This is a genomic window from Nocardia goodfellowii, from assembly GCF_017875645.1.
Classification (GTDB): Bacteria; Actinomycetota; Actinomycetes; order Mycobacteriales; family Mycobacteriaceae; genus Nocardia; species Nocardia goodfellowii.
On record NZ_JAGGMR010000001.1, the window covers coordinates 4,578,494 to 4,599,735 of the forward strand.

At 65.3% G+C, this 21,242-nt stretch carries 20 protein-coding genes; 10 read left to right on the plus strand and 10 right to left on the minus strand.

The window, feature by feature from the left end; translation table 11 throughout:
* Nucleotides 1–13 precede the first annotated feature (13 nt).
* On the plus strand, nt 14–565 hold the full coding sequence (locus BJ987_RS21070) for a YybH family protein (protein WP_209892832.1): 552 nt from the start codon (nt 14–16) through the stop codon (nt 563–565).
* Between the two features lie 104 nt (nt 566–669).
* Here the strand turns inward: BJ987_RS21070 and BJ987_RS21075 are convergent, their stop codons facing one another.
* Nucleotides 670–1,104, minus strand: coding sequence for a GH-E family nuclease (locus BJ987_RS21075; protein WP_209892835.1), 435 nt, complete (start codon nt 1,102–1,104; stop codon nt 670–672).
* Between the two features lie 286 nt (nt 1,105–1,390).
* A complete protein-coding gene (locus BJ987_RS21080; protein ID WP_209892838.1) occupies nt 1,391–2,206 on the minus strand; it encodes an SDR family NAD(P)-dependent oxidoreductase in 816 nt (271 codons plus the stop codon).
* A gap of 108 nt (nt 2,207–2,314) precedes the next feature.
* Here BJ987_RS21080 and BJ987_RS21085 point away from each other — a divergent pair, with 108 nt between their 5' ends.
* Nucleotides 2,315–2,944 (plus strand): TetR/AcrR family transcriptional regulator, encoded by a 630-nt coding sequence (locus BJ987_RS21085; RefSeq protein WP_209892841.1) that lies wholly within the window; start codon nt 2,315–2,317, stop codon nt 2,942–2,944.
* Nucleotides 2,945–3,054: 110 nt separating this feature from the next.
* Here BJ987_RS21085 and trpB read toward each other — a convergent pair whose 3' ends face one another.
* From trpB to BJ987_RS21100, 3 genes are all read right to left on the minus strand, one after another.
* Nucleotides 3,055–4,323: a tryptophan synthase subunit beta gene (gene trpB / locus BJ987_RS21090; protein ID WP_307869700.1), complete on the minus strand. Its 1,269-nt coding sequence runs from the start codon at nt 4,321–4,323 to the stop codon at nt 3,055–3,057.
* 380 nt (nt 4,324–4,703) lie between these two features.
* Entirely contained in the window at nt 4,704–5,132 is a 429-nt protein-coding gene (locus tag BJ987_RS21095) for a DoxX family protein (protein ID WP_209892844.1), read from the minus strand.
* Between the two features lie 479 nt (nt 5,133–5,611).
* Nucleotides 5,612–5,851 (minus strand): hypothetical protein, encoded by a 240-nt coding sequence (locus BJ987_RS21100; protein ID WP_209892847.1) that lies wholly within the window; start codon nt 5,849–5,851, stop codon nt 5,612–5,614.
* Here BJ987_RS21100 and BJ987_RS21105 point away from each other — a divergent pair.
* Complete coding sequence (locus BJ987_RS21105) at nt 5,850–6,527, plus strand: DUF6461 domain-containing protein (protein ID WP_209892850.1); 678 nt, start codon at nt 5,850–5,852, stop codon at nt 6,525–6,527. The two genes, BJ987_RS21100 and BJ987_RS21105, sit on opposite strands and share 2 nt — an antisense overlap.
* Before the next feature lie 826 nt (nt 6,528–7,353).
* Here BJ987_RS21105 and BJ987_RS21110 read toward each other — a convergent pair.
* Both BJ987_RS21110 and BJ987_RS21115 read right to left on the minus strand, forming a co-directional pair.
* Nucleotides 7,354–9,681: a heavy metal translocating P-type ATPase gene (locus BJ987_RS21110; protein WP_209898821.1), complete on the minus strand. Its 2,328-nt coding sequence runs from the start codon at nt 9,679–9,681 to the stop codon at nt 7,354–7,356.
* A gap of 29 nt (nt 9,682–9,710) precedes the next feature.
* Nucleotides 9,711–10,076 (minus strand): glutaminase, encoded by a 366-nt coding sequence (locus BJ987_RS21115; protein WP_209892853.1) that lies wholly within the window; start codon nt 10,074–10,076, stop codon nt 9,711–9,713.
* A 512-nt stretch (nt 10,077–10,588) separates the two neighbouring features.
* Between BJ987_RS21115 and BJ987_RS21120 the strand changes: the two genes are divergently transcribed.
* On the plus strand, nt 10,589–12,016 hold the full coding sequence (locus BJ987_RS21120; RefSeq protein ID WP_209892856.1) for an amidase: 1,428 nt from the start codon (nt 10,589–10,591) through the stop codon (nt 12,014–12,016).
* A 59-nt stretch (nt 12,017–12,075) separates the two neighbouring features.
* Here BJ987_RS21120 and BJ987_RS21125 read toward each other — a convergent pair whose 3' ends face one another.
* Complete coding sequence (locus BJ987_RS21125) at nt 12,076–12,993, minus strand: universal stress protein (protein WP_245366063.1); 918 nt, start codon at nt 12,991–12,993, stop codon at nt 12,076–12,078.
* A 127-nt stretch (nt 12,994–13,120) separates the two neighbouring features.
* The gene (locus tag BJ987_RS21130; RefSeq protein WP_209892862.1) at nt 13,121–14,503 is read right to left on the minus strand and encodes an aspartate aminotransferase family protein; all 1,383 of its coding nucleotides are present in this window, start codon (nt 14,501–14,503) and stop codon (nt 13,121–13,123) included.
* Between the two features lie 469 nt (nt 14,504–14,972).
* On the opposite strand from BJ987_RS21130, the gene BJ987_RS38240 reads away from it, so the two are divergent.
* The 3 genes from BJ987_RS38240 to BJ987_RS21145 all read left to right on the plus strand — a co-directional run bounded on the left by BJ987_RS38240 (nt 14,973) and on the right by BJ987_RS21145 (nt 16,625).
* Nucleotides 14,973–15,509 carry a fructosamine kinase family protein gene (locus BJ987_RS38240; RefSeq protein WP_372446948.1) on the plus strand — a complete coding sequence of 179 codons (537 nt, stop codon included), beginning with the start codon at nt 14,973–14,975 and terminating at the stop codon, nt 15,507–15,509.
* On the plus strand, nt 15,472–15,762 hold the full coding sequence (locus BJ987_RS37780) for a fructosamine kinase family protein (RefSeq protein WP_209898824.1): 291 nt from the start codon (nt 15,472–15,474) through the stop codon (nt 15,760–15,762). The genes BJ987_RS38240 and BJ987_RS37780 overlap by 38 nt, the downstream gene beginning before the upstream one ends.
* Nucleotides 15,763–16,346: 584 nt before the next feature.
* Nucleotides 16,347–16,625, plus strand: a complete 279-nt coding sequence (locus tag BJ987_RS21145) for a hypothetical protein (protein ID WP_209892868.1) — start codon at nt 16,347–16,349, stop codon at nt 16,623–16,625.
* Nucleotides 16,626–16,675: 50 nt separating this feature from the next.
* Here the strand turns inward: BJ987_RS21145 and BJ987_RS21150 are convergent, their stop codons facing one another.
* Nucleotides 16,676–19,087 (minus strand): sensor histidine kinase, encoded by a 2,412-nt coding sequence (locus tag BJ987_RS21150; protein WP_209892871.1) that lies wholly within the window; start codon nt 19,085–19,087, stop codon nt 16,676–16,678.
* A gap of 139 nt (nt 19,088–19,226) precedes the next feature.
* Between BJ987_RS21150 and BJ987_RS21155 the strand changes: the two genes are divergently transcribed.
* The 3 genes from BJ987_RS21155 to BJ987_RS21165 all read left to right on the plus strand — a co-directional run bounded on the left by BJ987_RS21155 (nt 19,227) and on the right by BJ987_RS21165 (nt 21,240).
* Nucleotides 19,227–19,868 (plus strand): response regulator transcription factor, encoded by a 642-nt coding sequence (locus BJ987_RS21155; protein WP_209892874.1) that lies wholly within the window; start codon nt 19,227–19,229, stop codon nt 19,866–19,868.
* 107 nt (nt 19,869–19,975) lie between these two features.
* The gene (locus tag BJ987_RS21160) at nt 19,976–20,380 is read left to right on the plus strand and encodes a hypothetical protein (protein ID WP_209892877.1); all 405 of its coding nucleotides are present in this window, start codon (nt 19,976–19,978) and stop codon (nt 20,378–20,380) included.
* A 179-nt stretch (nt 20,381–20,559) separates the two neighbouring features.
* Nucleotides 20,560–21,240, plus strand: a complete 681-nt coding sequence (locus BJ987_RS21165; RefSeq protein ID WP_209892880.1) for a hypothetical protein — start codon at nt 20,560–20,562, stop codon at nt 21,238–21,240.
* The last annotated feature ends 2 nt before the right edge of the window (nt 21,241–21,242 follow it).

Here is a 21,242-nt window from a genome sequence, read left to right on the forward strand (position 1 = left end):
ATGTTCTGGAACAGTGGAGCCTGCAAGCAGGAGGCGACCGGCGGCAGCGGTCGAATCGGGGCCGCGACGTCGACGGCCACGGCTCGAAGCTGGTGCCGCCATCGGAAAAGCGAGGCGGGATATGACCGGTACGACAGAGCCCACGGACGAAGCGCAGATCCGTGGTCTGATCGACACCTGGGTAGCGGCATTCCGCACCCGAGACGTGGAGGCCGCGATGGCAATTCACGCACCGGACACCGTGTCCTTCGACGTCGTTCCACCGCTGCGATATGTAGGCCGCGACGCGTATCGAAAGCCATGGGAAGACACGTTCGCCGGCTTCACCGGACCCATCGATTTCGAGATACAAGATCTGAAAATCACAGTGGCCGACTGCATCGCCTTCAGCCGCAGCCTGAACCGAATGATGGGCACCACGACCGACGGGCAGAAAACCGATTTCTGGTTCCGCTGGACAGCCTGCTTCGAGAAGATCGACCAGCGATGGCTCATCGTGCACGATCACACATCGGTGCCGACCGACTTCACCACCGGCACGGCAGTGCTGGACTTGTCGCCCTAGCCGGCCTCGACTTCCACGATGTCCTCGACGTGCGACTCGTACCAGGCCGAACGGTTGAGCAGTGACTCGCCGAGGTTACCGAAGTCCTCGGCCTGTGATTCGGTCTATTCCCAATCGTGGCTGGCGTTGCATGATCGGCATTCCAGGCGCAGGTTCACCAGGTTGTTGTAGGCCGCTTTGGCCTCGGCGGGGGTGGTGACGGCGGCGGTTTTGAGGTGGTCTCGCCATTTCTGGATGTGGCCGAGTTCGATGCCGCTTTCGGTGCACCCGTTGCCGCAGGTTTCGCATCGGTAGATCCGCAACTGGCGCTGGGTGTTCCACGGATCGGCCACTGCTCTGAATTGGCGGTGGCTGAGCATGCAGATCCGGGTGTCGCGGGTGCTGCGCAGTTGAGCGGGGTCGGTGTACCAGGTCGGCTTGGCGAGGGCGTTGACGTAGGCGTCCACGGTGGTTTGTACGACTGCGGCGTCGGGAACCCAGGTGACGTCGAAGGAGATGTCGTCGGGCAGCGCGATCTGATTTTGGTAGCTAGCCTTCATCGGCCCGCCCCTTCTGAAGAGTGTGTAGGGGGTGGGTGCGCGCGTTCCCGCCAACTATTGATGGTACTTGCGCCACAACATTATTCGGCGCGCTTTGGGCTGTATCGGTGCCGGCGCGAGGCCGGGGGACCACTTGAAAAGATCAAACCGCCGGGCTGTTTCGCCATCGGTCACCGAACCCCACCGTGAAAGCTCTGGTTCCTCGAGTAGGCAGGGACCGGGAAGTGGATGATGATGACGAATGGGCAGTCCACGACGTGCCGTGGACTGCCCATGGATCGCACGGTTATCCGGGCACTTTGCGGCTGACGTGTTCGTAAGCCCGATAGTGCGCCGCGCGGTCTGCGAGGTCCTGCTGGACCACGTCGAAGGAGCCGGAGCCGATGATGAGACGTCGTGGTGGGTCCGGTAGGTCCACCAGCTCCATGATCACCGGAGCGGCGGTGGCCGGGGCCGGTCCGGCGTCCTCACCCCACATCGCGATCAGTTCATCGCGCAGCTGCTGGTAGTGCGGGTCGGGTGTGGTCGCGGTGGTCCCTGTGGTGAACAGGCCGGTGTCGTAGCCGCCCATCTGGACGATGGTGACTTTGACGCCGAACTGCTCGGCCTCCATCGCCACGGCCTCGCTCACCGAGTCCAGTGCCGACTTGCCGGCCGCGTACATGCCGACCATGGGGAACCCGCCACCGGTCCCCATGGTGGTGACCTGCAGGATGCGTCCGCCGCCCTGAGCGCGCAGGTGCGGTAGTACGGCCTGGGTGACCCATACCGCACCGAACAGGTTCACGTCGAAATGGGCTCTGACCTGCTCTTCGCTCGCCTCCTCCACCATGCCCAGCAGCATGGCGCCGGCATTGTTGACCACGATGTCGAGCTTGCCGAAGGCCGAGGCCGCCCGCTCCACGGCCCCGAACACGGCCGCGCGGTCGGTGACATCGAGCGACATCGGCACCAGGTCGTCGGGGTACTGCCGGGCGAGGTCGGCAAGGGGTTCGACATTGCGGGCGACCCCGATCACCCGGTCGCCCGCCTGTAACGCCGCCTCCGCGAACGCCCGGCCCAGCCCTCGTGACGCGCCCGTGATGAGCCATACGCGGGTCATGGCTCCACCTCCTTCTTCTTGATCCACTGTGGCGAGACAATACGATACGTCTCGCCACAGGCGCTGGCAAGACGATCCGACTCGTCTTGTATCTGTTACGATCAGGCCATGGTCAAGCAGCCCGATCCCGCGCGCCGTAGTGAGCGCTCCCGGCAGGCCATATTGGCCGCGGCTCGCGAGCTGGTCTCCGAGCTGGGATATGCGAAGTTGTCCGTCGAGGCCATCGCGGCCCGGGCGGGGGTGGGCAAACAGACCATCTACCGCTGGTGGCCTTCCAAGGGCGCGGTGGTCCTGGACGCCTTCCTCGCACTGAGCGAAGAGGGGCCGGAGCAGAGCATGGCGCTGCCCGACACCGGCGACTTGGCGGCCGACCTCAAAACCGTGATGCGCGCGACGGTGGCCGAATTCGCCGATCCCGCGTTCGAAGGACCGATTCGCGCGCTCAACCTCGAGATCATCAACGACCCGGCCCTCGCCGCCCAGTACCACGCCAAGCTGGCGGGCCCGTTGGACGAGGCGAAGAAGGACCGTCTGCGCAGTGCGCAACAAGCCGGGCAACTCGACGCGCACGTCGATCTCGACCTGGCACTCGAATTGCTTTACGCGCCCCTCTACCAGCGCTGGCTGCTCCGATCCGGCCCACTGACCACCGAATACGCGGATTCCCTCGTCGAGGTCTTCCTCAAGGCCATGCGGCCGGAGGTCGCCGTCACCGACGTCATGAGCCGCAACAGCTAGGCGTCGCTAACCGAGTCCAGATCGGGGCGGCACCGCTCAGCGATACGACTCCCACTGCTGAAAATGCTCATCCGGATTGCGCCTGCGATCTGTGGCACCGGTGGTCGGCATCAACCGCCACGGTGCCCCAACTGCTGCGCCGCTGTGGCCAGGTCCTTGTCTCCCCGTCCGGAAATGCCCACCACGACAAGCGAATCCGGCGGCAATTCCGCCCGCTCGGCCAGTTCGACGAGATGTCCGACGGCGTGTGCGGACTCCAGGGCCGCGATGATGCCCTCGCTGCGACTGAGCGTTTGCAGACCGCGTAGAGCTACGGCATCGGTTGCGGCGCGGCAGCTTACGCGGCCGGTGTCCTTGTAGTAGCTCAACTCGGGACCTACACCGGGGTAGTCGAGACCGGCGGCGATGCTCCAGGTACGAGCGATCTGGCCGTCCTCGTCGTGCAGAACGTAGCTGTAGGAGCCGTCCATTTCGCCGGGGCTGCCCGCCGCGAGCGTAGCCGCGTGGTCCCCGGTCTCGATGCCACGACCGGCGGCTTCGACACCGATCAGTCGCACCTGCGGGTCTTCGAGGAACGCATGGAACAACCCGATGGCATTGCTGCCGCCGCCGACACACGCCAAAACGTAATCGGGAAGTCGCCCTTCGGATTCGAGGCACTGCGACCGTGCCTCGTTGCCGATGACAGTTTGAAAATCCCGGACGATTCTCGGGTACGGCGCCGGTCCGGCGGCCGTACCGAACAGGTAGTGGGTGGTATCCACGTTCGCCACCCAGTCGCGCACCGACTCGCTGATGGCTGCTTTGAGTCCGCCCCCGCCGTGGTGGACCGCACGCAACTCGGCGCCGAGCAGTTGCATGCGAATGACATTGGATTCCTGCCTTCGCATATCGGCGGCGCCCATATAGATCACACAGTCCAGGCCGAGCATCGCGCAGACCGTCGCCACCGCGACGCCGTGCTGACCCGCGCCCGTCTCGGCAACGATGCGACTCTTGCCCATTCGCCTGGCCAGCAGCCCCTGCCCCATGGCGTTGTTTATCTTGTGCGCGCCGGTATGGGCCATATCCTCGCGCTTCAGATACACTGACAGCCCCGGAACCTGAAGCGTCCGTGCGAAATTGGGAACCCGATGCAGCAGTGTCGGGCGGCCCGCCCGATCGCGCAGTAAGTCGTGCAGTTCCGTCACAAAACTCGAATCCGCACGCGCCAAGAGGTATTCCGCTTCCAAATTCAGCAGCGCGGCCATCAGACCTTCCGGCACATATCTACCGCCGAATACCCCGAACCGGCCCCGCTCATCCGGAAATATCCCCGGCTCAACTCCCTGAGCCACCCGGTCCTCGATACCCGTCATAATCAACGCCTTCACCGCCACGGCCCCTGCACCCGAGACTGTTCTACTCGGGGAAGCGGCGGTTCGCGGACCGGCAACAGGATTCTTAACAGTCCGCTAATACACGCTCATTACCAGCGGTTCGAAGAGCCGAAACCAGTCATCAGCGTGCCGGACGACCGATAAGAGGGCTGGCCCGGGTATGGCACAGGCTCGCGCGTCGAGCTGTGGCACCAAACCGCCTGCGGCGAAACAGAATCTATTGTCACTTGATTCGATGGGTCGCGGGGCGGGCGACCCCGCTGACGCCCGCCCCTCGACTTCGATGGGACGGCCCGACCAACCCGACCGGGCCGTCCCTGTAACGCACAACGCGGCTACCGGCGGCTGGGTGCCGCCGGTAGCCGGGTGTTATGCGCGGGTCATCGCTGAATCAGCGTGCGCAGGGCGGTGATCGAGTTCCGGCGTTCGTAGGCGATCCAGGCGAAGATCACGGTGAGCGCCAGCGGGAACGGAGCCAATTCCGGGGTTCCGGCTATGAAGGTGTTGAAGCCGGCGGCGAGGAAGGTGAGGATCGCCATGCCGGTCGCGGCGGCGGCGGTCAGGCGGGGCACCATGAGTCCGATGCCACCGGCGACCTCGGCGAGACCGATGAAGACCAGCAGCGCCAACGGGAGGGAGAAGGCGGTGGCGTTGTTTTCCATCAGGGTCTGCGGCATGACGAGTTTCGGGCCGCCGGAGGCGATGATGAAGAACAGACCGAGCACGATCTGCAGGGTCCACAGGACACGGTTGCGGACCTTGCCGGGGCGGATGGTGGCGGTGGTCTGGGTGGCGGTGATGGCGGTCATTTGGTTTCCTTCTGGTCGGTCGCGCCGGGTTGGTGGCGCGTTCGTCAGTAAGGACGGGGGTGGTCCGGGAAACTCATCGCCGCGGTCGAAAAATCTTCACCGCGCTGCCGCGACCGCATGTGCGCCGTGTTCTGCCGAGAGTTGCCCCGATTCGAACTGACCCGGTCAGGACGCACTGAAACGTCGCGACCGCGCGCTTCGGACGGCTGCGAACCTAGCCGTCGCCGGCCACGGCTCCCGGTTCGGTGGTCGGACATGGGTGAAGTAATCTCCGCTCGGCCACTCCTCGAAGAGTTGGCATTGGTGCAGCAGGCCCCCGGGGTGTAGCCATTCCATGGGTCGGCGCCGATTCGGAAGTCATGTCCATGCTTCTTGGACGGGCTTTCTCTGGGGATCACCAGCGTCTGTGCGGAAGTGGAACGGGTTGTCAAGCATCCGATTGCCGGATGCTGTGTTCCAATCGCCCGCCCAGCGGCATTTCAGTGCTTTCGGGCGGTCCCGGATGGCGATCCGATGTGCTCGGTGCCGAGGGCCACCTCGCCCGCGCGGCAAGGATGGTCGCCAGTGGCAGCAAGTCCGGTGTTCTGCTGACCCTCGCGGATCAGGCCGGCGAGCCGCTCGGACGTCAACGGAGCCACGGGAAGTCCGCGCTGAGGACAGTGATCGAGCATCCAGACGATCGAATGGTTGTCGGTGGGGTCTGCCACCATCACCCACATGGCGACAACCGATCCCCTTGCCCCATTCCAGTGGCTCAACGCATCCGAGAGCCAAGCGGGTCCGCTGGGCGTGATCTTCAGCGTCGCCTTCTTCCGAAACCTGGACCCGCCGGAGGTGGTGCGCCGCTTCAGCAACGGTGGCGCCTCCGGCCAGGAGTCGGACTTCGAAGAGCTCAACGAGTTCCTCGGCAAGACCGGCGGCGGGGACGGCGGCGGTTACGTGGGCGTGTTTCGGGCCGGTGCCTGGAGCGTGGCCATCGAACCGTGCGGGTGGTGGGTGACTGACCACAAGACGCTGGCGGAGCTATCGCGAGACTGTGAAGTCCTGGCGATAACCCGACACGACTACGCCGAGCACAGCCTCGAATACGCGATCGACGGGACGATCGTGACCGGCCACCAACTGTGGTACCCGCATATCCGTTGGGGTAGCGAGCCCGACCGGTTCAACGACTACATGTGTGAGCTGGGCATGCAGCTGGACATGACCGACGATGACTACATTTATGACGCCGATGAGGATGAGCCCGAGAGCAATACGGACGCCTGGGACATCAGCCTCAGCACCGGCGTGCCGAGGGCCTTCGCCCTGGCGGCGAAGGTCACCGGAGTGTCGTTCACCGCAGACATGCTGGACCAGCCCCTCCTCATCGGGCCTATCGCTCACCGCCGGTAGTACAGGTCGGGATAGCCACCTCCCGACCACACCACCGCTGGGCCCGGTGCGCTTGCTGGTACGGCCGGTGAAGTCGTAGAGCGCATCTCGGTCCGCTCGAAATCCACCTGGTGTCGCCGCGAAATCGTTCGATTCTCGATACTGGCGGGTTCAAACCATCCTGTATTCGGCAGTTCAGTGCGTTCTAGCGCCGAGATTGCCTCGGCGCGTTGATCTTCGGGCTTGCCGCGCGCCCAGCGGCATTTCCGTGCGTTGCTGAGATGTAGGAAGCCGCAGATCATCGACAACACGAAACGTATCGAGCCGTATCGGGCTGCGCGTCATCCGACTGGGACACCTCCGGCGGACAGTAGGCCCCCGAACAGTCCGAGAAGTCGAACCAGACGGGATTCTCCATCCACTTACCGAACACCCACAACCCGCAGGACAACACCAACAGCACGCCGAACACGATCACGTACTTTTTGAACCACACGCGCGCCACGTTAGCCCGATACCGGCCCCCCGGCTGCCCCGTACATCGACGCACCGAACTCGGCTGGAGCGGACGTTCCACACGCACCAAATGGGTGCTGCCGGTTGCACTGTCGAGGTACCGCGCCGGCCGTTCCGAACAGCGCGGGTCGCGGCAAGACAGTGCGTTCAACCTGTACGAGGCCGTCATGGACCGTCGAGTGGGTGCAAGGCTCGCTCACGGACTTGTTCGTGTTATTGGCAACCTCTGCCGCTCGGATCTGCAGGGTGAGACACACGTTGTCCGGCGGGTTCGTGGTATCGGACTCGCCGGGATGATTCTGGAAAACACGCTATATCGCTGATGCGCCGGTCACCGGTCGCTGAGGGTGAAGTAGTTCTCTTCCTGCTGGACGAAGTGCAGTCGCAGCACGGCGTTCAACCCGTAGAGGCAAGCCAGCAGGTCGTCGCGCTGACCGAGAGTGATCCCGCCGTCGGCATCGGCCTGCTCCAGATGCGTGTGCAAACGCCTTGCGAGACGGTCGATTTCGGCATGTTCCCGGGTCATAGTGGCGGTCGCTTCCGCGCTGCCGAGCGGGGCGGCCAGCGCCGGATACAGTTCGCGTTCCTCGGCCTTCTCGTGCGGCAGCAGGGTGTCGAACAAGAACCTGTCCACACGGCGCAACGCGGCGTGAGCGGTGTTCAGATCACCGTCGGCGAGCAGGCCCGCGGCCTCGCGCAGCAGCGCCAAGTCCTCGCGCATGTCGTCGTGCTCGTCCGAAAATCGTTGCAGCAGTCGCGTGGTGGCCTGCGGTAGGCGCTGGTTCTCGTCTCCTCCGCCACGCAAGGCGCGCAGGGCGTTGAGGATTACCGCGATGTCGATGACCTCCTGCAGCAGCGCGCCCGCGGCGGGCGGCAACAGTCCGAAGGCCGCGAAAACCATGGCCACCAACGACATTCCCATTCCGGCGACCGCGCTCTGCATGGCGATCGCGCGGGATCGGCGGGCGATGGTCATGGTGTCGGCAAGGTGGTCGAGGCGGTCGGTGAGGAGAATGACGTCGGCGGCCTCCGAGGCCGCGGTGGAGCCACGCGCGCCCATCGCCACCCCGACCGTCGCCGCAGCCAGCGCCGGCGCGTCGTTGATGCCGTCGCCGATCATCACGGTCGCGGCGCGTGCGCTTTCGGCGCGCACCCGCCCGACCTTGTCGGCGGGAGTCTGCTCGGCGTGGACCTCGTCGATGCCGAGGACCGCGCCGACTTCCTCGGCGGGTTCGCGCCGATCCCCGGTCAGCATGACCAGGCGATTCAGCCCGGCCTCGCGCAGCCGACGCAGGGTTCGGGCGGCATCACCGCGAATCGGATCGGTCAGCAGGACCGCGCCGGTGAGCTCGGAGTCGACGGCAACCCAGGCCACGGCCGCACCATCGAGTGCGGCGCGAGTGCGCACTGCGCAGGCCCACCTCGCACCATCGCCGGGCACCCGCAGATTGCCTACTTCGACCACCCGCCCGTCCACGATGGCGCGCACCCCGGTACCCGCTTCCTCGTGCACGTCGGCGGGAACCGACAGCACCAGATCGCGCTTGTTGGCTTCTTCCACGATCGCTTCGGCGAGCACATGCGCCGACAGCTGGTCGGCCGAGGCAGCCATACGCAGGACCTCCAACAGATCGCCGCCGGGCGCTGTCAGCACCTCGATGCCCGTGGGCCGTCCGGTGGTTAGAGTTCCGGTCTTGTCCATCACCAAAGTCGTTGCATACCCCAGGTTCTCGAGCGCTCCGCCGTCGCGGATCACCACCCCGAGCCGCGAGGCGCGCGAAAGTCCCGACACGATCGCCACCGGCACGGCCAGCAGCAGCGGGCACGGTGTCGCGACCACCAGCACTGCGACCGCCCGGACCGCGGACCCGCTGAACACCCAGGCCGCCCCGGCCGCCACGAGTGCCAGCGGCAGGAACCAGGCTGCGATCCGGTCGGCGACTCGCACCATCGGCGCGCGTTCGGAAGCGGCGTGCTGGGCCAGTGCCACGATGCCGGCATAGGTGCTGTCCCGTGCGCTGGCGCGCGCCCGTAGCTCGAAAGCCGGTCCCGCATTGACGATTCCGCTGCGCAGCAGTTCGCCGTGCCCCCGGGTCACGGTGAGCGGCTCACCGGTGAGCGCGGATTCGTCGAGTTCGGCGGTATCGGCGGTGAGCCAACCGTCGACCGGTACGACCTCGCCGGGACCGACGAGCAGAATGTCGCCCGCGGCCACCGCATCCAGCGGCACCACTTCGATGCTCTCGCCGAGGCGACGCCGGGCGGTACGCGGCGCCCGATCCAGCAGGGCGTGCAGATCCTTGGCGGCGCGCCGTTCAGCTGCCGCGTCCAGCGCCGCACCGGTTGCGAGCATGACGCCGATCAGTGCGCCGGCCAGATACTCCCCGACCAGCAGGGTGCCGATCAGGGCCAGCCACGCAATCATGTCGACGCCGAACCGGCCCTTGCGCAACGCCGTGACCACTTCCTCCGTCGCGGCCAACCACGCGATGACGGTGCCGGCGATCCAGAAGATGTCGGCCGCATCGTGTGCCTCGATCAGCCACATCAGCCCACCGAGTCCGAGCATCAGCAGGCAGCTGATCAGCAGGACGGGCGGTTTCGCTCGCTGCAGCCGTTCCTGTACCCGCCGAAGCCGTCCGGATGTATTGTCCGCCATGGCGATCCCCTGCTCTGATGTGTCGTGGGTCATGACTCGCGCTCCGCGAGCAACAGATCCAGCGATGCGGTCGAGGTTCGTGCCCGCACCGCGATCCCCCGCACACTGTTGCCCTGGTGGTCGAGCCGCGGACTGAACACTCCGATGCCCAACTCCGAGGACACGACGGTTCGGCCGGTGACCGGACTGATCCAGCCGTCGGCCGAGATCGCCGCCATGACAACGCGGCCGGTGCCTTCCTCGAAGCCGATCGCGCTGAACGGTTCCCCGCTTGGTTCGAAACCCACATGGCGGGCAACGGTTTTCAGCCCGAGCTCGGCCACCGCGAGCACGAACACGAACGGCTTGGTTACGGGGAAGGACGCGGTGACTTCACGGCGGATTCGACCATACAAGCGGCAGCTCTGGCCATCAGGGATCGCAAGCGCACCGGTGCCGTCCCATTTCATCTCGATCGCCCACCTACCGGTGGTTGGCGGCCGTCTCGCGACGGCTAGCATCGGCGCCGACACTGAGGTCACCCAGCCAGCATATTCACAGCTAACTATTTGTCGAGGGCATAGGCCCGCGTCGCGTAACTCGTTATCTCAATCCCAGACGTACAACTCCTGGGATCGCCTTTGCGGCAAAGCACAAAGCATTCAGCCCCCGCATGCAGCGCTTTCCCCGGAGGACGAGCGGACTGCCACTCACTTGAAGGGCGAAACACGACGTAGAAACAGGGGCAGAGCACCGGTGCCGTAGTCCTCAGGGCGACGGAACCTGGTTGGGACTAGACGCCGGAACGTCAATCACCCAGTACCCCCAGGAGGCTTACAAGTTGCCGAACAACGCCCGCATAACGGCAGTCCGGGGGACGCCCCGCCGAACCGAGCTCACGAATGTTTGCTAAAAGTATGCTATATGGATGCGGACTGACGAATACCTGAGCTATGACGCGCTGGGGCTTGCCCAACTCGTTCAAGCCGGTGACGTGACGCCTCGCGAACTACTCGAAGTCGCTCGACAACAGGCCCGAATGGTGAACCCCCGTATCAACGCGGTAGTTCGCTTCATGGCTGCCGAGGCCGAGCATCGGGTCGACCAAGAGTTGGTCGGCCCCTTCGCCGGCATTCCGTTCCTGATCAAGGACCTCGCGCAGGACTACGCCGGCTTGCCCAGCAGCTGCGGATCTCGTTCGCTGGCGCAACTGCCGGCTCGCGAGCACTCATTCGGTGCCAAGGGCATCACCGAGCCCGACCTCTTCGGGCCTACCCGTAATCCGTGGGATCTCGATCGCACCCCTGGCGGCTCCTCCGGAGGTTCGGCCGCGGCGGTGGCCGCCGGCATCGTTCCGGCGGCCGGAGCGAACGACGGCGGAGGCTCCATCCGGATTCCAGCAGCCTGTTGCGGGCTCGTCGGCCTCAAGCCGGGGCGCGGGCTGGTGCCCATGGGCCCTGCGATCGCCGAAATGATGCATGGCGCCGCAGCCCAGGGCGTCGTTACCCGTACCGTGCGTGATACCGCCGCGATGCTCGATGTCGTCAAAGGTGGCGAGCTCAGCGGACCCTATCTCCCAGCGGTTCCGGCCGAGACATTCCTGTCCCAGATCGGGGCCGACCCTGGTCGACTGCGGATCGGCATCTGCACATTCTCGGCCATCAACCCAGCCCCTCATGCCGAGGCTCGCACGGCCGTCGAGGTCGCAGGCAGGGCGCTCGCGGACCTGGGACACACTGTCGAGATCCTCGACAAGCCGCCGGTCGACGACCACGTGCTGGCCCAGGATTTCCTGCTCACCTGGTTCAGCTCTCTCGCCTGGGAAGTCGAGGACGCCAAGCGTCGATCCGGTTGCGGCGATGAAGGTTTCGAATTCGATACCCGCCTGATGGCCGCGCTGGGGCGTGCCTGCGGCAGCCTCGAATACATCGACGTGGTCATGCGCCGCCATGACCACACGCGGCGACTGTCCGGCTTCTACGACAACTATGACTTGCTGGTGACTCCCACTCTCGCCGACCTGCCTCCGCTGATCGGCTCGCTCGACACACCTCGGCCGCTGCGCCGGGCCGCAGAGGTCCTGCTCACGACACACACCGCGGGCCTGCTACGACACACGAAACTGCTCGATCAAATCATCGACAACAATCTGAGCTGGACCCCATACACGCAGTTGGCCAACGTGACCGGACGCCCAGCCATGTCACTGCCACTGCATTGGAGCGCCGACGCTATTCCGATCGGCGTGCAGTTCACCGCGCAGTTGGGTGGAGAAGCGATGATGGTGCGTTTGGCAGCTCAGCTCGAACAGGCCGTGCCGTGGATCGACCGGCGCCCACCGGTCTGTTTGCGCTGACCCGCCCCTGCGTTATCCGGTGCCCGGTTGAAGCGCCCAGACGGCCACCATGGCAGGGCTCATTGTTGTGGGTGGACAACGATGATCGGGCACTGCGCCCGGTCGAGCAATGAACTGCTCGTCGAACCCAGGAGCAGCCGGGCGAACCCCCCGCGCCCGCGGCTACCGACCACGATCAGCTGGGCCGACTCCGACCAGGACAGCAGTTCGTCTTGGGGCGCGTTGTCAGACAGCTGGGGTTCCACGGCTACCCGCGGATACTGTTCCTGCCACCCGGCCAGCCGCTCGGACAACAAAGCCTTGGCCTGGGTGCCGAAATCAGTGGCCTCCTCTGCGAATTGGAACAAGCGCGCGAATTTCCCGGCATACGGGTCCGACCAGCAATGCACCGCAACCAGCGCGGCGTCCCGCGAAGCCGCGACATCGAATGCCACTGCGGTCGCCGCCTCGCTGACCGGACTGCCGTCGACCCCGACGACGACGGGCCCCTCCGCAGCGAGTCCGCTGCGGCCCCCACGTACTACCGCGACCGGGCCCTTCGCGTGACTGACCACTGAGAGCAGAACCGAACCGAGTCGTCCAAGACCCAGTCGGTCCTCGGGACCACCGAGCACCACCAGGTAGGCACTGCTGGAGTGCTCGATGAGCAACTCGACAGGGTCGCCGGGCTCGATCACGGACCGGATCCGAAGCGCTGGGTCTACTGTGCGCGCGTGCGCTGTCGCCTCTGCCATGGTCTGTTCTGCCATGTCGTAAATCGCTTCACGCAGCCACCGCGGCCGGGTTTCCGGTGGTCCATAGATGGCGTCGAGGTTCAACCCACGGACGAGCAACAGTTCGCGGTTTCGCCGTGCGGCGACCTCTGCCGCCCACCGCACCGCTAGGTTCCCGGCCGGGCCTCCGTCCACACCTACCACCACGCTCGCTGAGGTCGGCCTGTGCGCAGCATTGACATCATTGTGAGCCAACTGGTCCATCCCTTCGCTGAGGCGACAATTCCGGGTGTGCGTCCCGAACTTCGGTGGGCACGAACGTTGGTCAGTTGATCAGGTGAGCGGCGGACCTATCGGCCGTGGCCGGGTGGCAAGAGATCCGCCGCACGAATCAGAGGAGATCGATCGCCCCCGAAAGGGCATGCCGCAGAGCCTGTTCCATTTCATCGAACTGCGCCTGGCCACAGATGAGGGGCGGCGCAAGCTGAATGACGGGCTCGGCCCGATCGTCGGCCCGGCAGTGCAGGCCGGCTTGGAGCAGCGCCTTCGAGATGTGTCGCTTGAGGACGCGCGTAGCCTGCTCGTCGGTGAAACGCGCCTTGGTGGTCTTGTCCCGGACCAACTCGATTGCCCAGAAGTATCCGGTTCCGCGGACTTCGCCGACGATCGGCAGGTCGTAGAGCTTTTGGAGTGTCGAACGGAACGCGGCCTCGTTGCCGCGGACATGACCGTAGAGGTCTTCGTTTGCGATAACGTCGAGGTTGGCCATGGCCACCGCGCAGCCGACGGGGTGCCCGCCGTAGGTGGAGCCGTGCATGAAAGTCGCGCCGTGGGAGAACGGCTCGAAGATCCGATCGCTGATCAAGACCGCGCCCAGCGGCGCATAACCCGAGGTGAGGCCCTTGGCCGTGGTGATGATGTCGGGCTGGTAGCCGAACTTCTCGGCCCCGAAGTCGTACCCGAGTCTGCCGAAGGCGCAGATCACTTCGTCGGAGACGAGCAGCACGTCGTGGCGGTCACAAATCTCTCGGACACGCTCGAAATACCCCGGCGGGGGCACGAAGCAGCCACCGGTGTTCTGAACCGGTTCGAGGAACACCGCGGCGACCGTTTCCGGACCTTCGAACAGGATCGCTTCCTCGATCCGGTCCGCCGCCCACAGTCCGTAGGTTACGTAGTCGTCGGCATGCTCGGTGGCGCGATAGAAATTGGTGTTGGGAACGCGCTGCGTGCTCGGAACGAGCGGCTCGAATTCGGTTTTGGCGCCGGGTATTCCGGTGATGGACAATGCCCCCATCGAGGTGCCGTGATATGCCATGGACCGGCTTATCACTTTGTGTTTGTTCGGTTTGCCGGTCAGTTTGAAGTATTGGCGGATCAGTTTCCACGCGGTCTCGACCGCCTCACCACCGCTGACTGTGAAGAACACTCGGTTGAGGTCGCCGGGCGCGGCTGCCGCGAGCCGCTCGGCCAGTGCCAGCGCCGGTGGGGTCGCATATCCCCACAGCGGGAAGTACGCGAGTTCGCGGGTCTGTCGTGTGGCCGCCTCGATAAGCTCTTCTCGTCCGTGCCCGACCTGAACCGCGAACAGGCCGGCCAGCCCGTCGAGGTAGCGGCGACCGGCTTCGTCGTAAACATAGGCGCCTTCACCGCGGACGATCACCGGGACGTCGTCAGCGGTTGTGGCCTCCTGTGGAGTGAAATGCAGCCACAAATGGTCACGAACGATACGGGCAGCGTCCGAGGCGAGCCTCGGCTGAGGGCTGGCGGACATGCTCTTCTCCTGAGGTGTCATCGCACCGCCGCAGCGATTCGCGCAGTGCCGAACGGTTAGCCGGAGCAGAACTCGGTCTCGAGCCTAAGCAGCGGAATCAAAGGCTGTCCACCATGAAGGGAACGCGGAATTACCCGGTGAATAAGCTTCCGAGCGGGCCGAATGGCATTGCGGTGATCGAGCCGGCGAAATTATCGCAACCCAATAGCAACTCCTCACCAGTCGATCGTTACCCGGGGTGAGCGCCGAGAAATCGCGCCGGATGCGTGGGTTGCCGAACTGTCGAGGTCGCTCGGTCGTGGTTGTGTCCGGATGACGGTAACTCGGATCGGGCGCTGCCGAGTTCGTCAACGGTCACCGGCGACCTTGCCCAAGGCCGCGGCTGCACAGGAGCGGCCGGCCGCGACCATGCGAGCAGCGTGATGAAATCGATTGTGCCGCAGACATTCAGGGAATGCGGCACTATCGGATGTTCCGAGACCGGCTGGCACGCCGGCATAGCGACATTGCGCGACGGCAGCCGAATTTTCGCCAAGGCCCTGGCGAACGCCGGCGTCTTCCAATCCGAGGCCGCCGGACTGTCAGCACTCGCACAGCTCGGCGGCGTACGTGTCCCGACTGTCGTCCACGCCGCGCCCCATCTACTCGTCCTCGAAACGCTGCGCCCCGCGGTGAAGACGAGCAGTTCTGGGAAGAGCTCGCACACATGATCGCTGCACTGCACACTTCCACGGTCTCCGACCGGTTCGGGTGGCACCGCGACGGCTGGCACGGCCGAATGGTGCAAGAAAACGATTGGGAGACAGACGGTTACCAGTTCTACGCCCAACACAGGATCCTGCGGTGGCCGCGGGAGAAGCCGGTGCGGAAACAGTTCGATCGCGACCAGCGCAGAGCAATTGAACGACTCTGCCGCACGCTGCCCGAACTCATACCACCGCACCCGCCATCGCTGACCCACGGGGGACATATGGCCCGGAAACATCCTCGCGGACAGCTCCGGTAAGCCCGCGCTGATCGACCCCGCGGTGTCCTATGGCTGGCCCGAGATCGACCTGGCCGCACTGCGGTGCCCACCCCGACCGCCGGCTTCGGACCGTTTCTTCGCCGTGTACGAAGACCTCGCTCGTCCGAGTGAGGGATGGCGTGACCATGCGCAGCTGCTGCGTATCCGGGACCTGTTCAGCGTCATCGCCCATGGCCTCGACACCTGGGGTGCCGCGCGAATTATCCACGCAGCCCTGGCCGCCGATACGTGAACCTTACCGAGAACCTCGCGGTCAGCGGCCGTGGCGTCGGTCGCGTCGATGCTGCTGGCCGGGGACGGCGTGGAGGAACTGGTCACCCCCAGCCGCTCAGCCGGAACACACCCCGGGCTGCGCGATAACCGATATCCGGCCTTGCGCCGCTGCACTACGCTGCGGCGGATCTCAACCACTACCCGAACGCTCAGCCACGGATACGAACCTCGGGAAGCCGTGTCGACTCAGGATCTCGGCGACCCCCGACGCTCGCACCACAGCCTGCACGCCTATCGCTACGCGCCGGAGATTCGGGTCCGAGTCACCCGCCAACTCAGGCTGAGACTGCTATGTCTGCCCATAGTGCTCCTTGACCGCGCGCTCACAACATTTTTGCGCCAACTGATCTTTTCTTCGCGACATTCCTGCAACTGCTGCTGATACGACTTCCTAGGGTGCTGTGGGCGCTCGGCCAGGTCAAAGGAATGTGTTGCGGGTCCGCACCATCCTTTCCCTCGACCAGGCCTCCGGCCGACAGACGCCACCACCGCCGCGTGCTGCCATGCCGTGACCACACTCACCGGTCGCGCTGCGTGCCGCTGGTGGCGAGCCTGTGCGCGTTTGTCGCCGCGAATGCGGCCGCGGCGGGTACGTCGTCGTTCACTGTGCTGTTGATCCTGCGCGTCGCCGCAGCGGCAGCCGCCGCGGTCGCGATCCCGGCGCTGTTCGCTACCGCGGTCCAGCGGGCATCCGCCGCGATGGTCGGCCGCTATGTCGCGGTGGTGGCGTTGGGCGTCACCAGATCGATCCCGGCGATCGGATTCGCGGTCGGAACCAGCGCCCGCAACCGGGACAACCGCGCGTTACGGTTGCGATCGTGACCCACCGCCACCGTTACCCGAAGGCCAACGCGTTGGCTCTGCGGACGCGCTCACCGCACCCCATCCGGTGAAACTCGCTCGGCGCCTTTGACTCCCGAGCGGGAATCGCCTCGGACGCGGCTGAGGATGTTGAGCCGACGAACTTCCGCGGCGCGGTGGACGCGCTCACATCGCAATCGCAGCCACACACCCGATTCCGCGTCTTCGATCAACGACGAGGTCAGTGTGTCCCGGGTACTCCGGCCGGGGGATTCGTTTTCCGTCTTCTGGATCTCATCGCATAGTTTCGCGACGCGGGTAATCGTGGACTGATCGCTATCGCACAGCACACTGACCGAAAGTGCGTGCGGTTCCGCCGCAACCACCAGGCGGACGTGGGATCGACTGCCCTCCAACAGCATTCGTATCAATGCGGCGATCTCCGCGCGTGCGGCGGCGCTCGGCTCGGGTAGGTCGGCGTCGGCCTCGATTCCCGGCGGCACCGTGACCGCGACACCGCGTGCCTCTGCTCGATCGATGGCCGAATCCAGATCGGCCAGCAGGATATGGTCCATGCTGTCGACACGGTCGAACAGCCGACGCAGTCGCGCGTATTCGGTGCGGGCGGTAGCTCGGACCTGGGGATCGTCGATGGCCGAGGCGCTATCGGCGAATCTGCGCAGCAGCGGCAGCACCGAGCTCAGTTGATCCCGATATCGCTGTGCGCATTCGTTTTTCAGTACCGTGTCCACGGCGGCGGCCGCGACCACTCGCCGTCGTTGCTGATCGCGATCCGTCACCACCTGCACGACCCGGTGCACCGAGGCCGCGAAGACGACAATGAACATCTGCAAGAACAAGATCGTCGCCGTGTGAAAGCCGAACAATTCCATCGTCGACGCACTCCCGTCCCGCGCCGCTATTACCAGCCCGGCCAGTGCCCACCATGCCGACAATGCCGACAGCGCGATCACCGCCGGCTCGCGGACGCCGAGCGCCACCACGGTCCAGCCGACCGCGCCGATAGTCCAATTGCTGCCACCCAATATCTGCCCCAACGGGAGCACCGCTTCCAGTAGTGGAGAGCTCGACAGCGCCACGACCATCAGTGCACCGGTAATCCTGCGGCTGCGACCCGGAATCAGGACCGCGATCAAAGCCAGCGCGACGTTCAGTCCGACCAGGATCGCGGCCACCGGGAGCGCGGGCATGGGCAGAGTCCATGCCCGCCCGGACTGCAGCAGCGTGTCCATGATCGCCACACCGGCGATGGCGTAGCCGAGTCCGCTTGCGAGCCGGTCTATTTCGGCTACGGTCTCGGATTCGCGATCGTCCGCGCCGAGGTCGGTCACGCCGGCCGACTCGGTCCAGCTCACGGTTACCCGGGTGCCGCCGGCGGGCGCCGCCGTCACCTCGGCCGCGCCGCCCACGGCACGCATTCGGCCGATGATGGATCGCCGAATTCCGTGCCGGCTCACAGCATCCGAGGGGTCGGCGAACCCGACGCCGTCGTCGACGATGTGGACCCGCCCATCGCCGATTTCCATCCGCACCGACTGCGCCTGGGCATGGCGGTCGACATTGGTCAGCGCTTCCCGAACCGCCGCGGACACCGCCCAAGCCACCGAGCGCCGCGCCGCCACCCGCTGCAGCCCGCAGATCGACAGCGGTGTGCGGCATTCGGACGCTAGTTGCCGCAGCGGGACGACGAGGTCCACCCATTCATCGTCGGTGTCACTGAAGACAGGCACCCCCTCCGCGAGTACGGCCAAGTCGCGGCGCGCCTGTTCGGCCAGCCGTTGCCGTTCGATCGGCGCACCCTGGGAGACCATGAGCAGGGTCGATGCCGCCGTATCGTGCAGGACAGCCCATTGTTCGCGCTCATGGCGGCGGCGCGCGGCCAGCACCGCGCGTTCGACCTTGGCTTGTGACAGCTCCTCCAGCGACGCGTCGACCGCGTCCGCTGACCGCAACACGGTTCGTCGCACCGCGACCGCCGCCCCCCAGACGATCACCACGTTCCATACTGCGAACGTGGTGAGGAATTCCGCCACCGATACGCCCGGCACATTCCGATAGGACAGGTACAGCGCCACCGATGTCAGCGCCGTGACCGCCGCGGACCGGCGCACGCTGTGCACCATTCCGATCGAAACCACCACCGCTGCGGCGATTTTCACCTGCGCGCTGCCGCCGATGAAGGTCGGGTCGGGATACGCGCGCGCCGCGACGATCAAATATCCGAGGAGCACCGCCACATCCGCGCATACCCAACCCGCCCGGTCCGCGCGGCTCCAGAGCCGTGCCGCGCACCACACCGCCAGCGTGCCGGTGGCCGCCAGCTCCGCCGCCGTCATGGCACTGTGCGACACCGCAATTGCGACTACCGCCACCAACAGGCAGCCGGCATGCCGCACCGTGATCGCGAGGGTCATGGCTTTGCCGAGCACGCCGGTATAGGTGAGATTCGGCTGTTGCCGCATCTGGCGAATGTAGAGCGCGACCCACGATCTGTCCGGCGTTCACCGGACAGCGATGCGATTTCGCTGGTCGGAAACCGCGCCGTGGGATACCTTGCCGCGCAAGCGGTCTATCGGCCGGCGGATACGGGAGGCGTGCTTCATGATCAGAATTGCCGTGGTCGACGATCATCCGCTGATTCTCGACGGTGTCCGGGGTTGGTGTGCTGCGGCCGACCCGCCGATCACCGTGGTAGCCACCTTCGCAGATCCGAGGCAATTCCTGGCGGGGCCGCCCGGTGCGGTCGACGTGGTGGTGTGCGATCTCCGATTCGCTGGCAGGGCACCGGATTTGGTGACCTTGCGAAGAATCTGTGAGCAGAACTATCGAGTGGTGGTGCTGTCCGAGCAGACCGACCCCGACGTGGTCCTGGAATGTCTGGACATCGGTGCGGTGAGCTATCTGTCGAAGGAAGAGGGGCGTGAGCACCTCATCGCGTCGCTACAGGCGGCGGTGGCCGCGCGTCCGTACTCCAGTTCCACGATGCGCAAGGCGATGCATCTGGGGCGTTCGGCCGCCAAACCACGGCTGTCGAACCGCGAACGCGAGGTCTTGCTCTTCTGGTTCCAGACCGAATCGAAAGCGCTTGTCGCGCGCGAGCTTTACATCACGGTGGGTACGGTGGACACCCATCTGGAGCGGATCCGGGCCAAATACGCGGCGGTCGGCCGGTCGGCCCCGACGAAGGCCGCACTGGTGGCGAGGGCGATCAAGGACGGGTTGATCACACCCGACGAAGTCTGAGCCGCTCGTCCCAGCCGGCCACTGTCCGGCAAATGCCGGACATCCATTCACGTCGGTGCTTCATACGCTGTGAATCACTACTCCACGTGAATGGAAAGGGACCAGCGATGAAGGGCATTCCGCACACCGCGCTCCACGCGCTCGCCGCCGGATCGATGATCTCGATACTAGTAATCGGCGGCTCGGGCATGGCCTCGGCAGACTCCAATCCGGTGCCGGTGCCGCCCGGCTACGTTCCCGATGGTTCGAGTGCGGTGCACGATTACTGCACCAGCCCGATGCCGAATGAATATCTCGGCGCCGACTTCCGTGGGCCGTGCGCCAAGCACGACATGTGCATGGAAGCGCATCGCCGCGATCAGATGTACGGCAGCTGTCACAACCAGTTCTCCGTGGACTTGCAGTCGGTCTGTAACTGGGCATTCAGTTCGACCATCGACTTCCACCGCCGCAAGAGCTGCAACACCTACGTCGACGGCGTCATGCTGGCCGTGAGACGAGCGAACCCGTGAGGCCGGGCGGGAATCCCGGGAGCCCGTACTCTCAGCCCCCCTCGTGGTGGCAATGCGCGGCGTGCGGGGCCGGGTATGACCGGTACGCCACCGGCGGGTGGTGTCCACACTGCAGGACGCCGTGGTCGCAATACACTGGCGGCCAGGATCCTTCGGCGAACGAGCGGGCGTCGGGGCTGATGCCGACCGGCCCGATGGACTTCCTGCGCAACCAGCACCGCTACGGCTGGCGCTGGACCACCTGGGCAATGACTTCCCGGACTGTGCGGCGGCCGAGCGTCTTGCGCACGGTGACGACCTCGGTCGGCACGATCGCGTTGATCCTCGCCTACGTCTATTGGGCGGCAGACGCCATCGACCTGGACGAAATACTCAACTCGATGGCCCAATCGGTGTTGAAGTTCTTCGTCATCACGATCGGCATCACCGTGGTTCTGGGTTCCATATCGATGTTTCTGCCCGAGCACCGCGCGCGGGCGGACCGGTTCTGGATGGTGCGGCAATTCCAGGGACCGGCCATCGCTGTCGTGGCGTTTGTGAGCGTATTCGGGGCGACGTCGCTCAATTGCCTTCTCCTTCCGGTATTAGGGCTGTGGATCGCGGCGTTGATCAATGTCTTCCGGCTCGGTGCGACACATCAGTTCCGGCTCGCCGACGCGCATCCCGCGCTGCCGGGTCTGTGTTTGTTGATCGCGGCCGTCTGGAACGAAATCGGCGCGATATCGAAGATCTACCACGAAGGGTTGAATGAGGTGTTCCCGATCTGGGTCGGCCTGCTGCTGGCCTTCGCTGGTCCGATCGCCACGATCGTGTTGTCGGCGTTCGAGATTCGCTCCGAACTGCGATCGACGGGAATCTGATC